The sequence below is a fragment of the Pseudomonas frederiksbergensis genome, assembly GCF_003732705.1.
Lineage (GTDB): Bacteria > Pseudomonadota > Gammaproteobacteria > Pseudomonadales > Pseudomonadaceae > Aquipseudomonas > Aquipseudomonas frederiksbergensis_F.
Window position 1 is genome coordinate 391,521 of sequence record NZ_MOBR01000008.1, and the last position, 22,765, is coordinate 414,285.

The 22,765-nt window shown below is 56.1% G+C and carries 18 protein-coding genes; 4 read left to right on the top strand and 14 right to left on the bottom strand.

Going from position 1 to position 22,765, the window contains the following annotated elements; all coding sequences use genetic code 11:
• Window positions 1-2: 2 nt before the first annotated feature.
• The 10 genes from BK667_RS10930 to BK667_RS10975 form a co-directional block, all read right to left on the bottom strand.
• Complete coding sequence (locus BK667_RS10930) at window positions 3-599, bottom strand: NUDIX domain-containing protein (protein WP_123515525.1); 597 nt, start codon at window positions 597-599, stop codon at window positions 3-5.
• A gap of 4 nt (window positions 600-603) precedes the next feature.
• A complete protein-coding gene (gene mtnP / locus BK667_RS10935) occupies window positions 604-1,515 on the bottom strand; it encodes an S-methyl-5'-thioadenosine phosphorylase (RefSeq protein ID WP_123597595.1) in 912 nt (303 codons plus the stop codon).
• Complete coding sequence (locus tag BK667_RS10940; RefSeq protein WP_123515521.1) at window positions 1,512-2,624, bottom strand: fatty acid desaturase family protein; 1,113 nt, start codon at window positions 2,622-2,624, stop codon at window positions 1,512-1,514. The genes mtnP and BK667_RS10940 overlap by 4 nt, the downstream gene beginning before the upstream one ends.
• A gap of 2 nt (window positions 2,625-2,626) precedes the next feature.
• Window positions 2,627-3,325 carry an HAD family hydrolase gene (locus tag BK667_RS10945; protein WP_123597596.1) on the bottom strand — a complete coding sequence of 233 codons (699 nt, stop codon included), beginning with the start codon at window positions 3,323-3,325 and terminating at the stop codon, window positions 2,627-2,629.
• Window positions 3,322-4,692: an NAD(P)/FAD-dependent oxidoreductase gene (locus BK667_RS10950; RefSeq protein ID WP_123597597.1), complete on the bottom strand. Its 1,371-nt coding sequence runs from the start codon at window positions 4,690-4,692 to the stop codon at window positions 3,322-3,324. Before BK667_RS10950 ends, BK667_RS10945 begins: the two co-directional genes overlap by 4 nt.
• Entirely contained in the window at window positions 4,673-5,776 is a 1,104-nt protein-coding gene (locus BK667_RS10955; protein WP_123597598.1) for a DegT/DnrJ/EryC1/StrS family aminotransferase, read from the bottom strand. The genes BK667_RS10950 and BK667_RS10955 overlap by 20 nt, the downstream gene beginning before the upstream one ends.
• On the bottom strand, window positions 5,773-6,285 hold the full coding sequence (locus tag BK667_RS10960) for an NUDIX hydrolase (protein WP_123515513.1): 513 nt from the start codon (window positions 6,283-6,285) through the stop codon (window positions 5,773-5,775). Before BK667_RS10960 ends, BK667_RS10955 begins: the two co-directional genes overlap by 4 nt.
• Window positions 6,286-7,401 carry a DegT/DnrJ/EryC1/StrS family aminotransferase gene (locus BK667_RS10965; RefSeq protein ID WP_123515511.1) on the bottom strand — a complete coding sequence of 372 codons (1,116 nt, stop codon included), beginning with the start codon at window positions 7,399-7,401 and terminating at the stop codon, window positions 6,286-6,288. It lies immediately after the preceding gene.
• 4 nt (window positions 7,402-7,405) lie between these two features.
• Complete coding sequence (locus BK667_RS10970; RefSeq protein WP_123597599.1) at window positions 7,406-8,467, bottom strand: Gfo/Idh/MocA family protein; 1,062 nt, start codon at window positions 8,465-8,467, stop codon at window positions 7,406-7,408.
• A gap of 902 nt (window positions 8,468-9,369) precedes the next feature.
• Window positions 9,370-9,555 (bottom strand): hypothetical protein, encoded by a 186-nt coding sequence (locus BK667_RS10975; protein ID WP_084375796.1) that lies wholly within the window; start codon window positions 9,553-9,555, stop codon window positions 9,370-9,372.
• Between the two features lie 127 nt (window positions 9,556-9,682).
• Between BK667_RS10975 and BK667_RS10980 the strand changes: the two genes are divergently transcribed.
• The 3 genes from BK667_RS10980 to BK667_RS10990 all read left to right on the top strand — a co-directional run bounded on the left by BK667_RS10980 (window position 9,683) and on the right by BK667_RS10990 (window position 12,113).
• On the top strand, window positions 9,683-10,027 hold the full coding sequence (locus BK667_RS10980; protein ID WP_123597600.1) for a hypothetical protein: 345 nt from the start codon (window positions 9,683-9,685) through the stop codon (window positions 10,025-10,027).
• A gap of 14 nt (window positions 10,028-10,041) precedes the next feature.
• Window positions 10,042-10,974, top strand: coding sequence for a hypothetical protein (locus tag BK667_RS10985; protein ID WP_123597601.1), 933 nt, complete (start codon window positions 10,042-10,044; stop codon window positions 10,972-10,974).
• A gap of 797 nt (window positions 10,975-11,771) precedes the next feature.
• Window positions 11,772-12,113, top strand: a complete 342-nt coding sequence (locus tag BK667_RS10990) for a hypothetical protein (protein WP_123597602.1) — start codon at window positions 11,772-11,774, stop codon at window positions 12,111-12,113.
• Window positions 12,114-12,655: 542 nt separating this feature from the next.
• Here BK667_RS10990 and BK667_RS10995 read toward each other — a convergent pair.
• Window positions 12,656-14,065 carry a DUF3298 domain-containing protein gene (locus tag BK667_RS10995; RefSeq protein ID WP_123597603.1) on the bottom strand — a complete coding sequence of 470 codons (1,410 nt, stop codon included), beginning with the start codon at window positions 14,063-14,065 and terminating at the stop codon, window positions 12,656-12,658.
• A gap of 991 nt (window positions 14,066-15,056) precedes the next feature.
• Between BK667_RS10995 and BK667_RS11005 the strand changes: the two genes are divergently transcribed.
• The gene (locus tag BK667_RS11005) at window positions 15,057-17,381 is read left to right on the top strand and encodes a KAP family P-loop NTPase fold protein (protein WP_123597680.1); all 2,325 of its coding nucleotides are present in this window, start codon (window positions 15,057-15,059) and stop codon (window positions 17,379-17,381) included.
• Window positions 17,382-17,628: 247 nt separating this feature from the next.
• Here BK667_RS11005 and BK667_RS11010 read toward each other — a convergent pair whose 3' ends face one another.
• The 3 genes from BK667_RS11010 to BK667_RS11020 form a co-directional block, all read right to left on the bottom strand.
• A complete protein-coding gene (locus BK667_RS11010) occupies window positions 17,629-18,894 on the bottom strand; it encodes an abortive infection family protein (RefSeq protein ID WP_123597605.1) in 1,266 nt (421 codons plus the stop codon).
• 217 nt (window positions 18,895-19,111) lie between these two features.
• The gene (locus tag BK667_RS11015; RefSeq protein ID WP_123597606.1) at window positions 19,112-20,830 is read right to left on the bottom strand and encodes a UvrD-helicase domain-containing protein; all 1,719 of its coding nucleotides are present in this window, start codon (window positions 20,828-20,830) and stop codon (window positions 19,112-19,114) included.
• Window positions 20,827-22,722, bottom strand: coding sequence for an ATP-dependent nuclease (locus BK667_RS11020; protein ID WP_123597607.1), 1,896 nt, complete (start codon window positions 22,720-22,722; stop codon window positions 20,827-20,829). The genes BK667_RS11015 and BK667_RS11020 overlap by 4 nt, the downstream gene beginning before the upstream one ends.
• Window positions 22,723-22,765 lie beyond the last annotated feature (43 nt).

The following is a 22,765-nucleotide window of genomic DNA, read 5'->3' on the forward strand; positions in this document are numbered from 1 at the left end:
GCTCACTCCAGTAGCCGATGAATTTTGGCGTACTGCAACAGCATGATGGTCTTGCCGTCGTTGATCTCGCCGGTCTCGATCATGCCCAAGGCCGCGTCGAGGGACATTTCCAGTACTTCGACCTCCTCGCCTTCCGCTTCGAGGCCACCGCCCTCACCCAGTTTGTCTTCGTCGAAATATTCGCCGACAAAAAAATACAGGCGTTCAGTCACTGATCCGGGACTCATGAACGCTTCGAAGATTTTGCGCACGTCTTTGATCCGGTAACCGGTTTCTTCTTCGGTTTCCTTGCGGATGCAGGTGTGCGGATCGTCGCGATCGAGCAACCCGGCGCAGGTTTCAATGAGCATGCCGTCGTGGTCGTTGACGAAGGCCGGAAAGCGGAACTGTCGGGTCAACACGACCGTCTGTTTCAACTTGCTGTAAAGCAGGATCGTCGCCCCGTTGCCACGGTCGTAAGTCTCCCGGGACAGGTTGCGCCAGGTGCCGTCACGGCCCTGGAAATCGAAAGTGGTTTTACGCAGGACGTACCAGTTATCCGACAGTACCTCGACCTGCTGGATGCGCACGCGATCCTTGGTGGCAATGTGTTGGGTCATGCTTTCAATCCTTGTTCGAACGCAGGTGCGTGGCGTTGGGTGCAACGGTCAGCAGACGGGCCACCATGGCCGGGTCGCGGTGTTCCGGCGCGGTCATCACCGCCGTATCCAGGGCGCGGTCGCAACCACACGGGCAGGCTTCGCGGTGCTCACCCAGGCGCGAAACCGCTTCGGTGACCAGTCGGCGAGTCAGGGTGAACGTGTCAGCCATGCGCTGGGCGACGAGGGTGGCGTTCACGTCCTCATGGGCGTCATGCCAGCAATCGAAGTCCGTCGGGATGGCGATCATGGCGTAGCAAAGTTCGGCTTCGCGGGCCAATTTCGCCTCGGGCATCGCGGTCATCCCGATAACGGTGCCGCCCCATTGGCGATAAAGGTTCGATTCGGCCCGGGTCGAAAACTGCGGCCCTTCCATCACCACATACGTGCCGCGATCAAGCGCCTGCACTTGCGTTGTTTTCGCACTTTCAGCCAACACCGCATGCATGCGCCCGCACACGGGATTGCCGAACGGCACGTGGCCGACCAGACCCGGGCCGAAGAAAGTCTTTTCACGCTGGATGGTGCGATCGATGAACTGATCAATCAGCACGAAACTACCCGGTGGCGCATCGTGGCTGAGGCTGCCTACCGCACTGACCGACAACAATTGCGTGCAACCGACGTGACGTAGCGCAGCGATGTTGGCGCGCACATTGATGGAGGCTGGCGGGATCACATGCCCCACGCCATGACGTTGCACGAAAGCCACCGGCACACCCTTGAGGGTGCCGAGGGTGATGGGCGAAGAAGGCTGGCCGAACACGGTCGCGATCTCGACCGAGCGAATATCTTCCAGACCGGGCAACTGCTGAAGACCGCTGCCGCCAATAATGCCAATGCGTTGCACCTGTTGAAATTCCGTTGAGTTCGTCACGTATTACCTCTCGTCTTCAGGATGGATTCTTCTTGTTCGGTACTGACCAGGCGCTCATACAGTTCTGAAAGCGCCGTCGGTGCGTTGCCCCGTCGCAACAGCAGGCCTTCACTGGCGTTATTGCTGTAGCGCGGTTCGTGAATTTTCAGATGACGGTCGATGGCCGGCAGGTAGTTCCAGCGCACCCCGGGATACAGCGAATGGGCCAGGTGATAGGCATCAGAAGTCGGCGCGATGAACACACGGATCAACCAGCCGCTCACGCCGAAATAGTCGGTGGGCCGCCCGGCCAGGTATTCGAGGTCACGCCGATCCCGCGAAGGCCCTTCGATGAACCAGCGGTGTTCGGTCAGCAACGAGATCCAGGCATACACCGGGTACGACGTCAGCAACGGCACCAGCCAACCAAACGCCACGCCTTTCCAGCCGCCCGCCCAGTAAAGCAGCGCCGCCACGGCCATCACGCTCAGCCAGCGGATCACCGTGGTGATCCGGGAATGGTTCAACAGGCTGTTGCGCACCATCGTGCTCAGGTTTACCCAGGCCCCGGCCGGGGTCAGCGGGTACAGCAACAAGCGATAGAAACCGGCCGGCGACAACCCGGCGACATAACCGCCGGCGTGCACGCGGGCGCGGTTAGGGTCCAGTTGCGGGTGATTGGGGTTGCGATGGTGCTCGATGGTGTGCGCCTGGTGACGGCTGCGCATGTCGCGCTTGAAGATCGGGAACTGATAGAACACGTTGCCCAGCCACCATTGCCAGGCGTGATGCCGACACAGGGCGAAATGCACAGCGTTGTGCCCGAACTCTTGCAGCGCGCGCATGCGCCCGCCACTCCACAACACCACCCCGAGCCACATCAACGGCGTGGAATAAATCGACGCGAGCAGCACGGCGGCCACGATATCCAGCCAGGTCCAGATAAACGGCAGCGGTGCGAACCATTCATCCAGCGGTCGGTAGTAATGCTCCTTGCGATCAGGCAGGCGCGGTTCCAGCTTCAGCAAACGCAGCACGCGTTGCTTGTCGCGGTAATAAAAGGTGACCAGCGCACGCAAGAGCAGCGTGGTCGCGATGAGGCAAACAAGAACAATCTGCGGCGTGGTCACGATCAAGCCTCCCCGAGTTCGATGACACGCACGTCATCGGGGCTGAAGCGAGCCAGCAACTCACCCAGTCCATCAAACAGCGGCGCACCACTGCGACCCAGGCGATTGGCGTCCTGATGGCCGGTGGTAACCAACACCGGTTGCCAGCCCACGGAACGAGCCACGTCAAAGTCATGCAGCGTATCGCCGACGAACAGCGTGCGAGCGGGCGGCGTGCCGAGGGTCTGCTGCAGGACGGCCGCCTCGGCAGCCTTGCTGGTGGCGTGATTGTGCGTCAGCCCGACCACGTGTTCGAAGCAGTCCTGCAGGCCCTTGGCTTCCAGGGTTTGCAACAGCACATCGCAGTGGGACGCCGACAGGATCGACACACCAATGCCGGCACGCCGCGCCGCATCGAGCAACTCGAGGACGCCGTCATGCAACGGGCATTGCGCGACGTTGGCGTCGAAATGCTCAAGGTAGCGCTGGACGATGGTCGGGAACGGCGTCCGCGTAAAGTCAAAACCCAGCGACGCGTAGAAATCGGCGATGGGGAAATCGAACTTGGCCCGGTATTGAGCCGCCGTGATGGGCGCCACATCAAAATGCTCGCCACAGCGATTCACCGCGAAGACGGCCAGATCGATGTCGTCGATCAACGTACCGTTCCAATCGAACACCAGGTGTTCGATGCCAGAGAAGTGCAGGAGATCGTCGATCATTGTCGAGTGTTCCCGGGAAAGAGGGCATTGAGTGCAATACGCGACACAATCGCCGGTGAATAGAGTCGGTTGGGGTCCATCACCAGGTTGGTCACACCGATTTGCGTTTCGAGCGCGCGGCGATTGCTCGCCGACAATTTGCCAAGACCTGCGCCGTACCAATGGTGGAAACGAGTACGCCAGCTGCGCTCGCCCTGGGTTTCCGGAAAGCGGAAATCCTCGGTGGTCGCCATGTTCCAGGCACCATCGACCACACCACACAGCGAGGCCTGTAACTGTTGAAAACTGATCGATTGCCCCAGCACGGCATCGATCTGCTGATCAATGCAATCGGCTTCGAGGGCACCGATGGTCATGCCCTGGCTGTAGAGCGGGTTCATGCTGCTCAGGGCATCGCCCACCACCAACAGACCGGCCGGCCAGTGTTCGATTCGGTCGTAATGGCGCCGACTGCTGCCCGGCATCTTGAAGGTGAACACCTCCGACAGCGGCTCGGCATCGCGGATGACTTCATGGATATCCGGCATGGGAAGCGCGGCCAAGGCCTGCAAGAAGTCGTCAGGGTCCTTGCCCGGAAAATGGCCGAACCAGCCGCCGGTCGTGACCATCCACCGATCGCCTTCAATGGGGCTGATAACCCCCATGGAACGCTGGGCCGGGGCCGTGGGCAGCACCAGCAACACCTGCCATTGCTCGGCGAAGGCCGGAAGACGGCGATAGATGCGTGACGCGTAACCCAGCTCGGTCTTGACCACGCTGGTTTCAACGGTGCCGAACCCGGCGTCTTTCAGCCACGTGGGCAGGTGCGTGCCGCGACCACTGGCGTCCACCACCAGATCGCAAGCCAGGTTGTGTTCGCCGGAGCCACTGTCAATCACCACCCCGCTGACCGCGCGCGAGGTGCCGTGGCCGGAAAACTCCAGGCGCGTCACCCGCGTGCCGGACAGCACTTCGACCCGTGGCACCTGCGACAGGCATCGGCGCAATTGGTTGTCGATCAGTCGACGACTGCAATAGTGCGCATAGATGCCGCTGCGGTAGCGGTTCTTCCAGCGTCCGCCCTGGTACCACTTCACATCGTGGCCGAGGTCCGCCACCTGCGCACCGCTGTGTTCCAGCGCCTTGAGGATGCCGGGGAAGATGCCCTCGATGATCTGCTTGCCGCGCAACAGCAGCAGATGCACGTGATGCTCTTGGGGAATGCTCTGGCGCGGGCCGGTTTCGTCGTAGAAGTTGCTTTTTTCGATCACGGTGACGCGCTCGAAACGACGGGCGAGCACGGCGGCCGTCAGGCAACCGGTCACGCTGCCGCCGATCACTACCGCATGGCGGCCGCGACCGGCTGATTCAGGCGGGAGAGTAGTCATTGAGCACCTTGGCGATGTAATGCAGGTCGTCGTCCACCAGGTCGGGGTGCAACGGCACTGTGGTCAGTGAACGCAGTAATCGGGCGGCGTTGGGGCAATCGCGCTGGTAACGGGTCAACAGCGGCAATTGATACAGCGGCTGGTTGTCGTACTTGCCGATATCCGACTCGATGCCATGCCGCTGCTGGTAGTGCACCAGTTCGCGCCCATCGTGCCCGACCGCTTGCAGCAACAATGAGTAGGCGTTGACTTCGCCCCCGACGACCACCGGCATTTCCCGGAAGGCCGGGTTGTCCAGCAACCCCAGCAACCGCTCGCGATTGCGCTGGCGATGCTGCAAATTCGCACCGAGCTGACGCGAGCGCGCCAACCCCAGCGCGGCTTGCAGGCCGCCGAGTTTCAGGTTGATGCCCAGGGTTTCGCCCGTCAGATTGCCGAAGCGCGTGTAGGCGCGGATGCGCGCTGCCCGCTCATCATCATCGGTCATGACAAAACCACCTTCACCGGTGGAGATGAACTTGCAATCGTGGGTGCTGAAGCAACTGATCTCGCCGTGATGGGCCAGCCAGGTGTCATTCAAGCGAGTCATGTGGGCGTGGGCCAGGTCCTGAATCAGCGGAATGCCGGCATCACGCAAATACGCCCATGTGGCATCCGAGCGGATCGGATAACCCCACATCGGCACTTCGATCACCGCGCAGGTGCGATCGCTGATGCAGCGTCGCAGGTCCACGGGGTCGAGGCCGAAACTGTCCGGCGCCACATCGCAAAAGACCGGCACCAGCCCCAGGGACAGAATCGGCAGCACGGTACAGATCGGTCCCGTCGGGGCGACGATGACTTCGTCTCCCGGACGGAAATCGACACCGGCCAGCGCCGCGGTCACCGACGCCGCCCCGGACGACACGGCAATCACATGCCGCACGCCGTACAACGCCGCGAGCGCGGCCTCGTACTCGTCGACGATCTGCGAGGTGCCGGTCAGGCCACTGTGTAATGCCCGCTCAAGTTCCCGCAAATCGTCGGCCGTGGCGTGTGAACATTTCTGCGCGATGGTTCGCGTTGAAACCGCCGCCAGACTCATTTCGACACCTTCATGCCAACCATGTCCCAGACCGCATCGTCGGCAAACACCCGGTCCACCATGCGCCGGAAGTTGGGGAACATCTTCAGGTCCGCAGTTTCCTTTTGCGTGAAGAACCGGGCGTGCTCCACCTCCCTGTTGTCAGGGACGCTGCGCAACTCGGTCGCCGTGACGTAAATCAGGTCCAGGTGATAGTGCGGCCCGCGCTTGTCATTGATGTATTCGCACAACACCCGGTACGGCTGATGCAGCACCGTGACGTCGGTTTCGACATCGGCGAGTTCTTCATCGCGCTCGCCGATCAGGTGCGCGCGAATCCCCGTTTCTTCGAAAATTTCCCGCAACACCGCCACGTCCGGGGTTTCGCCTTGCTCGATATGGCCGCCCGGGTACAACCAGACGTCGAGCTTGCGGTGATGCAGCAGCAACATCTCCCGCTCCGGGTTCAGAACGAACCCGGACGCGGTGAAGTGCCGATCCAATTGCGAGCGATCGAGTGTGTCAGTCATTCACGGGGCACCGTACTGATTGATGCGTTCGGCCATGTAGTCGAGCTCGGCCAGGGTGATGTCCGGATGCACCGGAATCGTCGTCATGCTCGCCAGCAAGGCTTCGGCATTCGGGCACTCGTTGCGGTATTGAGTCAATGCCGGGAACTCATAAAGCGCTTTGCAACCGTAACGCTTGATGTCAGAGGGAATGCCGGCTTCGTCGAGGTAATCGATGAAGGCGCGGTTATCGGCGAAATGCAGTTCCAGGTTCAGGAAGTAGTAGTTCGGCACGCCGCCCTTGATGATTTTCTTCTCACGCACTTTGCTGTGATCCAGCTTGCTGAGGAAATACGCCGCGTTCTCGCTGCGCTTTTCGATCTGACCGGCCAGGGATGCCAGACGGCTGCCACCCAACGCTGCCGGCAGGGCTGCGAGTTTGTAGTTGAGGCCGAAATCCTTGCCGTTCAGGTTGCCGAAACGGCTGTAGTCGCGGCTGCGCTGAGCCAGCGCATCGTCGTCGGTCAGGATAAAACCGCCCTCACCGGTGGCCAGCGGCTTGCGTTCATGGGTACTGAAGCAAGACAGGTCGCCATACTGCGAAAGCGGACGGTCATTCAGAGTCGTACCGTGGGAATGCGCCAGGTCCAGAATGAGCTTGATCCCCAGTTCCTGGGTGAGGGTGCGCAACTCATCGACTTCGGTCGGATAGCCCCACATCGGGATATCGATAATTGCCCGGGTGCGCGGGGTCATGCGGGCCTTGATCGATTCCGGGTCGGCGCCAAACCCATGGGTGCGGGTGTCGACGAAAATCGGATTGGCGCCGGCGGCAATGATCGGGTAAATGGTGCACAACGGGCAGCTAGGGGTCAGCAGCACGTCATCCCCAGGACCGACGCCCACCGCATAAATTGCCACGCTCAGCGCCGCGCCGCCCGACGAAACGGCAATCGCATGCCGTGCGTCGAACCACTGTGCGAGCTTGCTTTCGTACTCGGTCACGACATCGCTGGTGCCCGACAGCGGACGTTCCAGGGTTTGTTGCATGGTCAGCAGATCGTCGGCATACACCGGGCGATATTTATCAGAAACAGACACACGAGCAGCGGCGGCATTGGATTGATTAGCAGACATTGAATCAGGCTCCGACTTGGGCTTTGGATTTCGCGAATTGGTCAGCGCGCAGGGGAAGCACAGGCGCGATATCACGTTGGCTATCGGCGTAGCAGATTTGCTCGATCACCTTGAAGGTCGGCACCAGGCTTTCGAAATTGGCCTCGTACGGCGTGTGATTGCGCACGGCGTCGAAGAACTTCTCCAACTCGCCGAAGTAGCCGCTGCGCTCATACCCGGAATCCAACGGACCAGGCTGCCAGGCCCCGCGCCAGCGCTTGGCGGTGCCGGTCGCGCTGGTGCCATGCTCCGGCTCGTGCATGGTGATGTTCCACAGGTTGTTCAGCTCGACCATCATCGATTTGGAGCTGACGATCTTCATGTCGAACTCGAAGTACGGGAACATCGTGCCGCTCAACAGGCTTACCGTGGCGCCGGTCGAGAATTGCAATTCCAGGCTCACCAGCAGCGAGTCGTCGTGCCGTTGAACCCGCGATTCGATGTCACGCAATTCACCGCCGCCGAATGTCACGCCCAGGTCGATGGTGTGGATCGCTTGCGCCAGCAGGAAGGAACGCAGGGTCGAATCCAGGCCCCAGAGCGGTGCCGTGGGTTTGCTGGCGTAATGGTTGAGCTGAATGTGCACGACTTTGCCGAACTGTTCGGTGCGGGTGATATCGCGCAACTGACGCATCGGCTTGGCAAACTTGAAGTTCATGCCAACACCGGTGATCACATGGGTCTGATGGCTGACCTCAATCAGATTTTCCAGCTCGGCCAGAGTAAAGCACGGTGGTTTTTCGACGAAAACATGGACGCCCCTGGCCATGGCCTTGAGCGAGAGGTCTCGATGCGCCTGGGGCGGACACGCCATGACGACGGCGTCGAGCGCGCCAGTATCGAGCATATGGTCGAAGTCGTCGGTAATCGCGACGTCCGAGATAAAGCGGTGGATTTGCGCGGCGCGGATCAGGTCGCTGTCACACACGGCGACGATCCGGATGTCCGGCATTTGCAAAAGGGTAGGCAGCAGATTTTCTTGCATCTGATTGCCGAGACCAACGATGCCAACTCTGAGTACTGTCATTACCATCTCCATCCTGGAAAAGTGGGTGCTGCGTACGTAGAAATGTTGGACGAACGTGTACACGGATTCCGACTGGCTTTACGGTCCAGTAATCCAAGGAATCCAGCGTTCGTTTTGTAGCCTTGCGGGTGCTACTGGATCGCAGGCTCGCCATGACGATGAACATCATCGGGCGATCTGTTGGGGCTGTTACCTGAGGTTGCCAAAGCCGTATGCCTTGACGATTGCAGCGATTGCCGCGTGGAACAGGCTTGCCATCGGGCAGCCTGGCAGTCGGCAAAAACCGGTGTTACGCCGCCGAAGCGGTGATGGAGGGGGTCCCGGGATCGGGCCTTCAGCGAGGTGTCTGGGTCCAGGTTTATTGCCCATCGGGCAAAAGCTTTCATGACCCGGTCGCACATTCCATCAGCAATGGAAAAGCGACTCTCTTGCGAATAACCATGCATGAGCGAAATCATCCTTGAACATCATTTTCTTCCCTGAGACGCAGGTACCCGAACTCCGCGAGTGCCCTGCGACGCCACATCGATAGCAAGCTCTTCAATGTGGCTTTAGGTTTAGACCATGGTCGCTGACACCGCCACGTTATCTTCTAGACCAAGTATTCATATAGATCCGGTGAATACCAACCAATAGATTCTTATGATCCGCAATGCAAAAGGCCCCGAAGGTCATGATGACTTTCGGGGCCTCTTGAATTTAGAGAATTAAAACTGTCGCTGACATGCCCGAATTTACGCGCCCCCATCTAGTGGCGAAGGAAACGCAAAACTGTCGCAATCGTCCAAATCGCCCTTGGCACCACATGCTCTAGAGAATTAAAACTGTCGCAGCCAAACACGCCGCGGCCTTCCGTCCGGTCATGAGCATTCGTCGAGGGAGAGGCTAACCTAAGGTGTCGGCTAGGCGATACGTCCAAATCTGACAGCAAGGTCTGGCGTTAAGTCAAAGCCCTTCTCCACATAGGCCTCGAGCGCAGAAAGCGTTCTTTCCCGGAAACTGCTGCGGTTCAGTGCTTGAATCTCCAACTGGCGCTTCACAGGTTCTTCAACGTCCAGCGCCCAGATTTCGCTAAGCGCTTCATCCACGCGACCACATACTGCTAGCCCTACGTGAGCCAGCACTGGCGCTTTGGTCGGCGCTGGCTATATTCATTTTGCGTCCAAAGCATTTTTCCGAAGTACAGATCAACCTTGGCCCAACAGGGGTACCCCCATGTCCGTGCATACCGCCATGGCCGGCAGCCTGGGATTACTCCTGTGCATGCCGGGTTGTACTGTCGTGAATGTCTATGAAGATGGAATCCGCACCGAGCGGCAGGTCGGGTTGCTCAGCAGTAATCCTGCCAAGGCCTTGTCCGGTGCCCCCGCCTACATCGAAACCCGAGGTTTTGGCGTCGTCCCCGGCGCCAAGGGCCTTTCGATCGGCTATATGGAGGAAACCACCATCAGCCTCGCGGATACGCGCTGTGTCGCCGTGTTTATAAAGCCGACGCGTGAAACGATGGATGCGCTCACCGCCGCCTCTGTCGACTTGACGCGGCTCTGCACTTATCCCTGAATGAGGGTTGGTCCATGTATAGAAAACTGGGTATCGCTTGCGTGCTAGTTTCCGGGTGCTCGCCGTTGCAGCAGGCGCCGTTGATGTATACGTCGAAGCAGACGCTGGGGATTGATTTGACGACGCCGACGGCCGAGTCCCCGAGCCTGACGTTCAATCTGGGGTTCATGAACCTGGACGCGGTATATATTCCGTTGGCGGTATCGAAGAGGCCGGAAAGTACGATGCACTTCGGCATTGAACAGATTTTTGCGACGCATGGGAGTGGGGGCACGGAGGCTGAGGTCAATGCACAACCGACCCCAGCAACCGATAAAGTAGTGGTTAACAACACTCAGAAGGCTGCGGACGTCAAAGCGGCCACTGAAGAATTGCTACGAGCAACGCAGGAGGAGGCCAAAACCACGGCCCAAGTAAATGCCTTGCCGAGCAACTTGCAAGAATACTCCGCTACCGTCCAGTCAGCGGGAGTAAATACTGCACGCATAAAACCGATCGCCGAGAGGCTACTCGCCAATCTCAATGCATTGAAAGTTCCCTCCGCTATCATCCAGAAAGTTGAGACTGGCAAGCCGCTGACTTCAGTCGACAAAGAGGCCAGCATTAGCAAGGCACAGGAGCAACAGTGGTTGGCAGCCGCCGACACGAGCGTAGCGCAAGCCAACTATGGCCAGGTCTACGCTGATATGCAGAAGGACTCCATGTCCGTCTTCAGCACCTTCGGCACAACCTTCGGTCACACGACTGGCGATTCAGGCCTGTCCAACCGCATCGGCAAAGTCTTCTCCACCGGCATCGCCGCACAGAACCTGACCCGGCACCTCGAAACGTCGAGCCTGCTGGAGCAGTGCGCAAAATTACTGGCCCTCGCGAAGAACGAGACCCAGCAAGGCCAAGTCCTCACCCTCTGCACCGCACAGTCGACCAAGCCAGCAGCAGTCGAATAGCCTACTAACCAGCGATGCGGGCCAACGTCAATACTCAATCTGCCCTTGCGCAACAGGCGGCCCCATTGAGTCGATCGGCACTGACCCCATCGCTGTTCTGCCTCTTGCTCGCCATGCTCTGCGGCCCCGCCAAGGCAGAGCCGTACCGGGTCATCAACGAGGAATGGGGGTCGCGGTAGGAATGGCAGTCACCTGCCACCCCCTCCCACAGATCCGTACGTGCAGAATTACCGCATACGGCTCCCGCCTTGGGTTTTGACGCCGAATTGGGTCATGGGTATTGCGGCTGATGCAGAATTGACCCAACTGCCGAAATTTACCTGACCCAAGCTTCTACTTCGTAAAGCGCTAGCAGGTATGACTTTAGGCTGAATGCTTATGGGGCAACGCCAAGTCGGCAGCAGGGTCATCCTAATTTTTAAGAATTGAATCTGTCGCAACCAATGGTGACGCTGTTTTGGGGTTGGATGAGCCCCACGCTCAGTATGCTCCTGCATCTGAAGCATGCAGCCTATCGATGCCGGGATTCAGTGCGGCAGGGCCATAGACGCCAAGTGCCAACGCTTTCTTCGTGGCAGTCTATCGAGACACGAGCTCCAGTTAGTTTGGGCACGAGTATCTATCAGCTTAGAGTGCTTGGGAAACTCACGCTTACCAGTTACGACTAAGCCATGCGCTCCCCTATACTGAGTTCAGCCGATCCAGCGAGAGCCCCTGCGAGGGCATTCTCCTATGCTCGCGATTGACTAGGTGTGGCAGCGCCCGGTTTTCTGTTTTTTCCGCTCAAGGAGGTAGATATGGTGAAATCGCCAGAAACACATTGCTGGGAGCTAAAAATCAAAACGATCCACGACGAATGGATTGAACTGATTCCTTGTAGGAGCAAGCCGGCAGTGCAGCATTTGTATTCAAACCCAGATCGGCAGTTCACATGGGTACGAGATTTATGGCTGCCACTACATGACCTGACTGACGCAGACTATTCACCCGTTTTTCACTTTGAGTATGCCAACCAGGTGTGGAGCTTTGGTCAGAGCTACCACAGCTACGAATACCTTATGACCAATTACAGTGGGGTCTTGAGCGAATACCATGAGGCACGCCGGAAAGAGGCGGAGGATCACGGTTATTACGAGTAACAATCCCGATTTTTAAAATTTGGTTCGGATAACTTGACGTTGGCTCTCGCATACCCGCTATCGTCCACCGGGTATGTTGTCACTTCGCTCCCCTTGTTGACGTTTATGCCGAATTGCCCCGTGTGCCGACGCCGGATTAACCACCTCCAGCTCGGCAAAACCCAGCACAGGCAAGGTTCCGGGAAGAATCAGACTGGGTCAGGGGCATCTCGGCAACAAGGTCAATACGACATTGGCGCCAACAGCGATTTATTAAACTGTCGCGCAGACTGCGCAACTGCCAAACAACATTAGAGTCTTAACTCCACGTTCATGTTGATAGGCGGACACGATTTACAACCAATTCTCATAGTGCCCCGCTAGCGTTTCGGCGCCGATGCCGAGACTTACCTCCCATGTCTGGCTCCTAGTGAATCATTGTCTGTGCTGGATTTTTGCAACTTTGGAGATGGTGCATTCTTGCGTCGGTAGCTAGGTCAATCCAAGGACAGCGCCAACAGTCTACGAAACTAGGGGCAATTTACTTTATAGTTTTAATCACACTACAGGATGTAAGCCAATGGACCATTTAAGCTGACCAAACCTCTTAAATCATCGAGGCTCAGTCGTACAGTTACAATACCATTTGCACCGGCAGCAGCTTCATATTCGGAAAAACACAAATATAAGTAACTGCTGTCGAAATAGTAACATTGATTGTCGGACACCGTCTCAAACCAGTTTCCAGGTATCATCTTCGCCAGTTCAGTGCTAGCCATAGTGTTTATTTGTTTGATATAGCCTGAGCGAAATAAATCTTTAAATTCGACAGGCTCACCGTTTCTTATGTTTATATTTAGACTAACAACTTCATTGTGTGCACCAGCGGCATTGTGACCATAAAAATATCCTTCCGCCACAACACTTAAAATCCCCCCATCAATCATTGCACTTTTTACATGCATGATACGATCCTCAGTGCCGTCGAAGCTATCATTTACGCCTATTCGACGTTGAATTTGAGAATTGATTTTTTTCTCTAAATAGGCATCGCCTAGCCCAGACACCTCAACGTATTCTAATTCAATAGTGGCGACGTCTACATTTGTATCAGGCCTATAATCCTTTATATGTTTACTGACCTTGCGATACTCAAGCTTGGGTTGATAAGGCACAGGAGGAGGCGCAGGCACATGTTGTGCCGGAACAGACTCTTCGGGTTTTATACTCATTATCTTTTCTGCAGGATTCGTCCAGAAAACAGCCGCAAATACAGCCAGTGCGCCACCTGCTCGTAGCCAACTGCCAAATTTTATTTCTATGAAACCAGACATTACAGCTACAACCCCTGCGGCAGACAGCGACGCAACAAGGCGAAAAATTATGTATTGGAAATCGGTCGGGTTCGGTAAAAAAATCGCAATCGCAATAATCGCAATCAGAAACACGACGCCAAAGCCGAAGGAAATCATTATTCGGACGCCAGAAGTCAACGTAAATCCCTCTCTATTATCAAAGCCGTAGGTTGGCAAACTATTTTCGACTAGGCTTTGACGCAGCGAACGAATGAGTGGCGCCTTCAAGTACTTTTTGCAGAGCCGCTGCATATTCGCGTATTCGGTACTGGACGGTCTGTAGCTACCCTCAATATTCAGTCTCTCAAAGCCCGCCTGTAAAAGGCTAAAATGTTGCGGCATGGTTTGTAGTATCGCATAACAATCTTCAGCGAAACCCTGTGCCCACAAACCGTCACCATGAGCGCCTAGCAAACTGCTATTACCAACAAACTCCTCGCAGAAATTATAGTATTCAGAACCTTTACGCTGAATCTCTAAGAGGTTTGAGGTTGCCGGCCCCGGATCCCACTCGCCTTGGGTTTTAATCACATACTGAGTGATAGCATCAACGTAACTTGACTTAAATTCCGCCAGTCTATTTTTGGCGAGAACAACATCTTGCTCTCTCGTACTCAATTGTTCTGCCTACTTGAGACGGTCATCGTCTAGTTTGCTGCAAGGCCAAAGTTAACAGCATCGAGATATCTTTATTATCCACGCCAGCGGTAACAAAAAATTGAGTGCCAGGACATTGCCGAGCAACGATCAATGCGATATCGGTCGATGTGATGATTCTTTTTGACGCCTTTAGAGCTCCTAACTGGCTCTCTATTCTTGCTAGGTCCATCGTACTAGGGGCCCAGCTCCGTATTTTTGCTGTCCGCTCGAGAAACTCCCTGAAATTCCCAGCAATCATTCCGCCCGCCCTTCTGTGACTTGGATGGCCAACGCAAGCAAGGTTCTGATATCGGAGTTATCAAGCCCCTTATAGATCCACTGGCCGGCGGAGGGACAATGTTTTTTTACCAGTTCAGTCCATTTGGCCGCATCCAAAACATTTCCGGATCTAGCGTATCTAACGGCTTCGGACGATATATTGAATGCTTGTGGACGGTTGGGTTCCTGAGGTGAAGTGCCAAATGTCATCCTGATCCTGTAAGCAAAATCCATTAGTCGGTCCCTGGTGAGCAAGTGCCATCATGATAGCACTGGGCCTTCTTCCGATTGAATCCTCTCCGGAGAATCTCTTCCATATCCGGATCTACTTGATTAGCCCCACCGACAGCTGGCTTTGCGCATGGGCCATAGAACGACTAGGGCTGGAGCCAGTTTCGCCGAGAACCTTAAGCGTGGCGTCCCGGGTGGCTACTATCGAGTTAGCTGGTTTACTCTACCAAGTCGGTAAGATGGCCCGAGGGGCGTTCAGGTCGTGCATAGGGACGTTCATGCCCATTACACTCCCGGTGTTAATGGCGAAAGGTTTCCTAATTTCCGGCCACCGGGCTCACACACTGAGAATCCTGGCACCCAGCATCAGCGGTGTGACTCCTGCTGTTCATGTGCTGGAGGCCCCGCAGTAGGTTGCTGTGCATTGAAAGGTTAAGGAGCTGGATTGGAGCTCAGGGATATGAAAGACCTGTGGAACGTTGTGAAGCATTGGCTTGCCAACCTACGAAAGATACCGAGCGTAGTTCCTCTAGCACCTCCGCCGATGGAAATAGGTACAGACGCTCCTATCCGTACTAAGGGCGAAGACCGTCTGCGCAGAGTAGGTTATGCATATCGCATCGCGGACGTGCTGTCGGAGCTTAGCCCTCGTGAAGGGCGTGTTTTTGCTATCCGTGGTGGCTGGGGCTTTGGCAAATCATCCCTCAAGCACCTCGTCATTGAACAGCTTGAGGCCAGAGACAAGCACTCCAATTGGCTGGATTTCAACCCGTGGCAGTGGGGTGACGGAAACGCCATCAGCCGAGCACTTTTCGGTCAGATCGCGGACAGACTGGGCGGCGATAACTCCCAGGAAGCGCTGAAGCGCGCCGCGACCCTTCGGAAATACGGCGCGATACTGTCAGGCGCAAGTGCACCGCTCAAGCAGGCTGGAGGTTTGCAGCAAAAGTTTACGACGATACTCACGAATGCATCTTTGATTTCCATTGCCTCCTCCATCGGCTTCGACTTGCCCTCGGCAGCGACGGTCGCTGGTGTTCTGGCTGGGATAGCTATTGCCATATCACTACTCGGCCGCTGGTTAAGTCACCTAGGACAGGACCGTAGCAACGAATCACTCGATCAAGTCCGCAAAGCCCTAGAGGAGCGCCTCCGCGAATTGAAACGGCCGCTAATCGTCTTTGTCGACGACATAGATCGGCTCGAACAAGACCAGATTCGAGTGCTGCTTCGTCAGGTTAAAGCCAATGCGAACCTCCCCAACATCGTTTTCGTTTTGCTGTTCCAGCCGAGCATCGTGGAGAGCGCACTGAACCCAGTAGCAGACGGGGATGGTCGAGCCTTTCTTGAGAAAATCGTCCAAGCGAGCTTCGATCTTCCCATGGTGCCAACACATATGGTGCATAGGATTTTCACTGAAAATTTGTCGCAATTGGCGCACTCCTACGCCACAGAGAAAAACGGTTTTGATCAGACCCGCTGGGGCAATGCATTAATTGGCTCCATTCAACCACGGCTTCGTAACATGCGGGATGCCCATCGGTTGGTCTCCTCCGTGGCGGTCCATTTACCGCTGCATGCGTCTGGTGATTTGCTCGAAGTGAATATCGTGGATTTCCTAGTTTTGGAAACACTTCGGGTTTTCGAGCCGGATCTGCACGAAACGATTTTTCTGGAAAAATCTCTGCTGCTGCAGGGCGGTCGGCACCTGGGAGACGGCAAAAGGCCGATAGAGAAAGCAGCCATTAAGGATCTACTCAACACCGTGACGGAGGAACGCCGCGAGCTGGCCAAGGAAACTTTAAAGCTGCTGTTCCCTCAGGTCGAGTGGGCAATGGGCGGCCCCCGTTACGACCATGGTTTTCAACAGCAATGGGCTGAAGCGAAGCAAGTGTGCAGTTCTCGATTTTTCCCGCGGTATTTCGAACTGCAGACCGCACTCGGTGAAATTTCAGAACGCCGCTTCACTCAGTTCATCAATGCAGCGCTGACGGAAGAGCAACTGGCCGCTTCGATCGCGGCAATCGAGAAAGACGGGCTGCTCCCTGCGCTCGTGGCGAGGCTCGACGAATCGGTCAATCGGCTGCCGGTCGAAAATGCTGCAGTGCTGCTTCCAGGACTATTTACCATCGCACAAAAATTCGTTGGCGATGACGGTGATCCATTTAGCTCGCCATGGGTTCGCGCATGGAGGACGACATCATGGTTTTTGAAGGCCATCCCCGAGGACAAGCGCGGTAGCCTGGCAGTCGAAGCTTTTCGGGAGACCAAAGCTTTGTCCGTGGCCGCGATCCTCGTTCATCTCAGTGACCCTGCAGATCATAAAGACAAGGCTGACTTCAAGCCTACGCTTGATGTACCGACGGTCGAAGCAATGAAGGCTATCTGGTTGCAGTTGGTTCGGAGTCGAGCAGCAGACAATAACGCCCTGTTGTTAGAGCCAGACCTTGCTTCACTGCTTTATCGATGGAAGAACTACTCCGGATCGGTTGATGAGCCACGAAGGTGGTTACAGGGTGCGATCGGTACGGATCAGAAATTCACGATCATGGCCTCAAATCTGATGAGCTCTGGGACCAGCCACGTACTCGGCGATAGAGTGGGCAAAGTGCAGTACATGTTCAGCAGAGATACGATTGAAACATTCGTCGGACTAGACATCGCCATCGCACGGTGCGAGTCAATCAATCCAGCCGACTTCCCCGGTTACGAACTCCCGCTCACAACGCTGCGACGTCACCTTGAGGCCTGGGTGCAAAACAAAGACGAGCTATTGGATTGGTAAGCCCCTGCTAAGCGGCACAAAGTCGTGCCGCTTTTCACTTCTCCCTGGCGTAGGGCGTACTCACCCACTCACGTGCAGGCAGGATGTATTGGTCAACTAATCTCGGACGCCGCGTTAAGTTTTTCCTCGGCCACAGCGGGCGCCAGCTCGCTGTTCGTTGATGGGTATCTGGAAGCGTCTGGCTGGAAGCAAGCAGATCAGGGCTAATGCCCTTCGGGCCCATCAAACGACTGCTCTGCCAAGCTCTTCACCTTTCCGGCTCGGAAGCTTCTCGGTATCGATGCGTTTCCGATACGAAATCGATAAATGCCACTGCTGCGGCAACCGCAAGCCGAGCATGCCTGGGCTGCAGACCGCGATGTTGGCCATCCTTGCCATGCCCGGTACCGTACAAACCTCTCAACTGCGTGAGATTGCTGGTCAACTGAGTGAGATTGCGGAGAATATTCTTGATGTTTTCCGAGCCCTTAGCTGCTTCACTGACTCCGTCGGGAACCAGCTGCAATGCTTTGGTAACCTTCTTTGTCAGATTGCCTAGGTCATCGGCCTTGGTGAACGGAATTTCTCGTTTCGTGAGAATGGACTTGCAGCAGCTTTCCACCAGTTCTTTGGCTGTCCCGATCGCCAATTCGGGGTCCGAATCGACTGCATATTCCAGACGTTCAATTTGCTTCGCCATCCATCCGGCGCTCAGCGCCTCGACAACAACTCTCGCTCGCATGACCGACCTGGTTGCGTTCGCTTCTGTCGAAGCGCTGCTTATCAACCGGTAGGAAAAGCGCGGGCGGCCGGCGATTTGCTGCTCCTGGTACAACTCCCAGCCGGCATTCTGGAGTTGATCGTTGAAATGCTCAACGAGCTTAATCGCTTCTTCTCGTTGGGGGCGAACTACGGGGTGCACCGTTTCGCAGAGAAACCGGAGAAATGCCTCAGCGCTCCCATCGAAGAGGTTGAATCGGGAGTCGCTGAAGACCCAGTCATCCTCCCAGTCATCGTTGTTGTAGCGATGTTGCCAAATGTCGCCGACGGCGTCTTTGTAGCGATTGTCCGTGGAAGGAAGGGTTTCGAGCTCATACAGGCGACTCAGAAACTCAACATCATTGAGCTCCCCATACCACTTTACGTTCTCTAGACGTAGCCCATCCGTGATGTTTTGCCGCACCGATTTCGGTAGGTTGGAAGACTTCCCGGAACGCCAATCCACCTGATACTCACGTGCAGGCACGATCAGCGCCGAGTACGCATCGCTTTGCTCGTGCTCAGTTACTGTCCTTAGCGCGGTTGTGATCCTTTCCTGGAGCTGGACCCGTTTGACCCCGAGCTTGGCGTACTCCAAAGCAGGAATGATGAAGTGAATTTCCCAATAGTTGGTGCCGCCATTCCAGTTGTCGTTGCCTGTCAGTTCCGCATTCGCAGGATGACCGCGGACTACCTCCGCCGCCTCATCAGCACCCTCTGCGCGGAGAACCGCGTATACCGTCGCCAAAAGCGGCTCAATTTCGGTTTGCTCCATACGGCCCCCTAATCCAGATAACTGAGAGTCATCGTAGCTAGCAGGACGGGCCATCTGCTATCAAAAACTAGATACGTTGGTGAAAAAGCTAAACTCGAGGTATGCCCAGCAAGCCAGGGGCCAATTACATGCCTTTCACTTTTCAGCCCTTTCCATACATTCCCTGAACCTGCAGGCGTGCCTTGATGCCCATCTGAGCAATGCCGCTTGATCCTGGCTACTTGCGGGCAGGAAACTCTTCAAAACCAGCGGCAATCAGATTCGGGCGAAGTGCTTTCAAGCAAGTATGTGGCACGGCCAGCCAGAACAGGTTCCGCGCTCTGGTCACGGCGACATAGCCGATGCGACCTTCCTCGGTAAGGGTGCCGGCAAGCAAGGCGTCAACGTTCGGCTTTTTGGTTACGTACAGAACCGCACCGATAGACTCGCCCTTCACCTGGTGGATGGTTTCCACTCTAATCCCGGGGCCCCGATCTTTCTCCTCTACCGCACCAGTTAGGGGAAGATCCAACAACCCGGTTTTAGCCAGCTTGTTGCCCAGCTTGTCTGCAGCCTTCAACCCAAATTGCCCTTCGGTGGTCGAGAGAAGCTTTTTGAGATTGGTCAGTAATTGGGGATGCCACTCGGTTTTAGCCAAAAGCGTAGATGAAGGTAGCCCGGCCTCAGCGTCGCGGATGAAACCCCACAGCAGTCGTCTAAGCCCAAACATCCATGCATCCTGCGGGGCACCCTGAAGGTGAGTGCTGAGGCCATGCGGTGGCTTATCCATCAAACCCTCCACCGCTCGGCACACAAGCTTGAAGCAATCTTGATAGCGGCCTTGCTGGTCTCGGACCAATGCTGCTTTGGTGAAAAGAGCGACCGTACCTTGACCCGGGGGAGCAGCTTTGCCGGATAGCACTGCCGCCCGGTCAGTCCCCCGGCTGAGGATCACCGCATCTTGATATTGCATGCCCAAGTCATCAATTTGCGCTTTGAACGATTCAAAAAGCTTAGGAAGCTCGGAGTCCTTGTATCCGACGAAGTACGCCCCCCCGTTTTCAGGCTCCCGATCGGCCTCGTCCTCGCGGCCACAGAGTGAATTAGCGATGCTGATGATTGGAGGCAGTGAGCGATAATTGCGCGAGAGCTTGTAGTCATTCACCCCCGCACGGCTGTAATAGGTGCCCAGGAATGAACCGTCAGCTCCTGCGAAGCCGTAAATGCCCTGGTTCACGTCACCAATGAGCGAGACATGGACTCCAGCCTTGATGAGCAATTCCAAAATAGCTTGATGCAAGGTGCCCAGATCCTGGGACTCATCTACCAAAATCTGCGGGTAGCGGGCGGCAAGCGCTCGCAAGACTGCTGGTTGCCCGATCAACGTACGGTACACCCAATACCGGCCAAGCTCGTGCGTGTAGGCCCCAATGCGGCCCAGACGCTTGATCGCATCTAATGCCTTAGCGGTATCGAGCTTCACCAAATCATCGAGGGTACCGGTAAAGAAGTAGAAGTTCCCATGCTCCAGCCCCACTTTGACGTCCTTGATGTGGGTCGGACGTCCTTCCTCAGGCCAGTATTTAAAGTTTGCTAGGAACGGCTCGGTACCGGATACAAGGTACGCAGCTTGGTCTGAGGACATTGTCCGGTAAGCGTGGGGACGCAGCACATGCTGGGTGAAGAAGCCGTCTAGCGTGTCCACTTCCACGCGTTTGCGGTTGGCATCATCTGGAAGGTCTGAAGCGAGCGTGGCGTAGCCTTTGTTGAAGGTATTGACCGCAACATTCGAGAACGACAAAAGTACAACCCGACCCCGACTATTTTCCATTTTTTGCCGGACGGCAATCAGCCGCCTGATCGCTGTGGCCGTCTTGCCGCTACCGGCGCAGGCTGTAACAGCGATAGGTCCAAGAGGCGCATTGATTATTTCCTTCTGCTCATCGGAGAGCTTCATGGCTTGATCGCTCCCTGACAAACATGCTCAATCGCCTTGCGAAGATAGTCAGGTACTTCACACGTTGGCGTGCTGGAAATCTGTTCAGCCAAAGCCTGGGCAAACCGGCCCTTCTGCAGGTTACCGCTACTCGCTTTACGCTCGAACATACCGCAAAACAGCGCTTTCGCCTTCGCAGTGTTGTCTGGCTGAGCATCGACGATCTTGCGTAGCGCTGCCGAAATGATCGGATGAGGGTCTGCCAAAGCCTTGAGCATCGGGTCGCGGTTCGCCTCAAGCAATGCAAGGTCGTATTCCAGCGTTTTCAAACCGTGGAACACTTTGACGAAAGCGTCTTCCGATTCCTTCATCTTGACGGTGTTGCTCGACAGCCTCACTTCGTCTCCCAGCGACGGGTAGACTTCTTTCCGTTTTAGCTTCTTCTTTTTCTTCGCAGGCTCAGCCAACGGATCATCCGCGTCAGGACCGTCGGCGACAGGGGCATCCATTTCTTCGAGATACGCAGCCTCGGCGAGAATGTCTTCGATGTCACCTGCATCCAGCGCACCTTCCGCAAGCCCTTTGGCCTCTTCCTCCTCGAAAGGATCGGCGTCGGTTACGACGGCAACCGGGATCCGAAGTCCGTTTTCACCGAACAAGGGTAGGAAAGAATCGAAATTGAGTCCTTCGACACTGATCAGGCTGATCCCGAACTCTCGCAGGTCCAGCCCCATGAGCGTGGCCAGAGCATCGACGAGCATGAGCTCGGCGGCGCCTTCCACGAATATTACCCGGCGAGCAAAAAAAAGTTCGGCTCGGGTCACGTCCAGATAGCGCTCCAGCTTTTCGCGTTTTCCCTTACCGAACTTGATGTCGCGCGGGAAGAAGGTCTCTACGCCGGCATCGTTCTCAACCAAACACACCAGGGATTCGAGCTTGGAGTTGCTGGCAAAATTGGGGGAATGACTGGTGACGAACAGCTGCACCGCCTTTTCACCTTCGCTCGTTGGCACGCCTGCGAGGTAGCGCAACAACACGCGCTGCAGCTGAGGATGCAAATGGGCTTCCGGCTCTTCAACAATCAAGCTGCGATACGCGGCGTCCGGATTCTTGGCCAGCTCGCTTAGCACTACCGCCATGAAAATCAGGTTGTTGAAACCCAGGCCATTCTGCTCAATGTCCATTGCTTGAGCCGTGAGGGAGAGCCGAGCAGATAACCGCTGAAAGTCCGTCGCGCTAAGCCCAACAGCGAGTGTCTGTGCCAATTGATCGCCCATCATAAGACCGTGTCGGGACGAAATCGCGGTATGGGTGTTCTGGATCGCTTCGGTCTGTTGGAGCTTTTCGTCCAGTTCCTTCAATGCTTGGTTAATCGCGTCACGGCCAGGTTCATCCGTGAGCAAGTGAAGCAGATGTGCCAGCTGGCTGTTGCGGCTGGGTCGAAGTCCCTGAGCGGCATCTCGTAGGGGTTGGAGATAAACGCCCCTAAGGTTTTCCATCATGTCTGAGGTAAGCGCCACGTCTTGATGATCGCCACACCAACGCTTCACCCTGAAGCGTCCTGTCTGATCTGCGTCGGTATAGCGGACATGGATATGGGCGTCCATGGTCTTATCAGCAGTAGGCTTGAGCGCAGCGATAAAGTCCGCTTCATCATCGTGGCTTAAATCACGAAAGACAAAATGGAAGGAAATGTCACCACCCGGCTCGCCCTTAAGCGGACGGTGCCGGTCGGCGATATCAAGGCGGGGATACGGTTCGTCATGACCGGCGAGAAGGGTCCGAAGCGCATCCACTACAGCGCTTTTGCCAACATTGTTTGGACCTACCAGCACATTCAACCCAGGCTGAAATTTCAGCTTGGCGTCACGTAGCTTGCGGAAATTCTTAATAGTCAGCTCAGCGAGGTACATGAAAATCTCCATCCTTGTTGTTCGGATGAAAGCCTATATGAGC

Coding starts and splice junctions, on each gene's coding strand:
- BK667_RS10930 (WP_123515525.1), bottom strand. CDS start 599: ATGACCCAACACATTGCCACCAAGGATCGCGTGCGCATCCAGCAGGTC.
- BK667_RS10945 (WP_123597596.1), bottom strand. CDS start 3,325: ATGATCGACGATCTCCTGCACTTCTCTGGCATCGAACACCTGGTGTTC.
- BK667_RS10950 (WP_123597597.1), bottom strand. CDS start 4,692: ATGACTACTCTCCCGCCTGAATCAGCCGGTCGCGGCCGCCATGCGGTA.
- BK667_RS10955 (WP_123597598.1), bottom strand. CDS start 5,776: ATGAGTCTGGCGGCGGTTTCAACGCGAACCATCGCGCAGAAATGTTCA.
- BK667_RS10960 (WP_123515513.1), bottom strand. CDS start 6,285: ATGACTGACACACTCGATCGCTCGCAATTGGATCGGCACTTCACCGCG.
- BK667_RS10965 (WP_123515511.1), bottom strand. CDS start 7,401: ATGTCTGCTAATCAATCCAATGCCGCCGCTGCTCGTGTGTCTGTTTCT.
- BK667_RS10970 (WP_123597599.1), bottom strand. CDS start 8,467: ATGACAGTACTCAGAGTTGGCATCGTTGGTCTCGGCAATCAGATGCAA.
- BK667_RS10980 (WP_123597600.1), top strand. CDS start 9,683: ATGTCCGTGCATACCGCCATGGCCGGCAGCCTGGGATTACTCCTGTGC.
- BK667_RS10985 (WP_123597601.1), top strand. CDS start 10,042: ATGTATAGAAAACTGGGTATCGCTTGCGTGCTAGTTTCCGGGTGCTCG.
- BK667_RS10990 (WP_123597602.1), top strand. CDS start 11,772: ATGGTGAAATCGCCAGAAACACATTGCTGGGAGCTAAAAATCAAAACG.
- BK667_RS11005 (WP_123597680.1), top strand. CDS start 15,057: ATGAAAGACCTGTGGAACGTTGTGAAGCATTGGCTTGCCAACCTACGA.
- BK667_RS11010 (WP_123597605.1), bottom strand. CDS start 18,894: ATGGAGCAAACCGAAATTGAGCCGCTTTTGGCGACGGTATACGCGGTT.
- BK667_RS11015 (WP_123597606.1), bottom strand. CDS start 20,830: ATGAAGCTCTCCGATGAGCAGAAGGAAATAATCAATGCGCCTCTTGGA.
- BK667_RS11020 (WP_123597607.1), bottom strand. CDS start 22,722: ATGTACCTCGCTGAGCTGACTATTAAGAATTTCCGCAAGCTACGTGAC.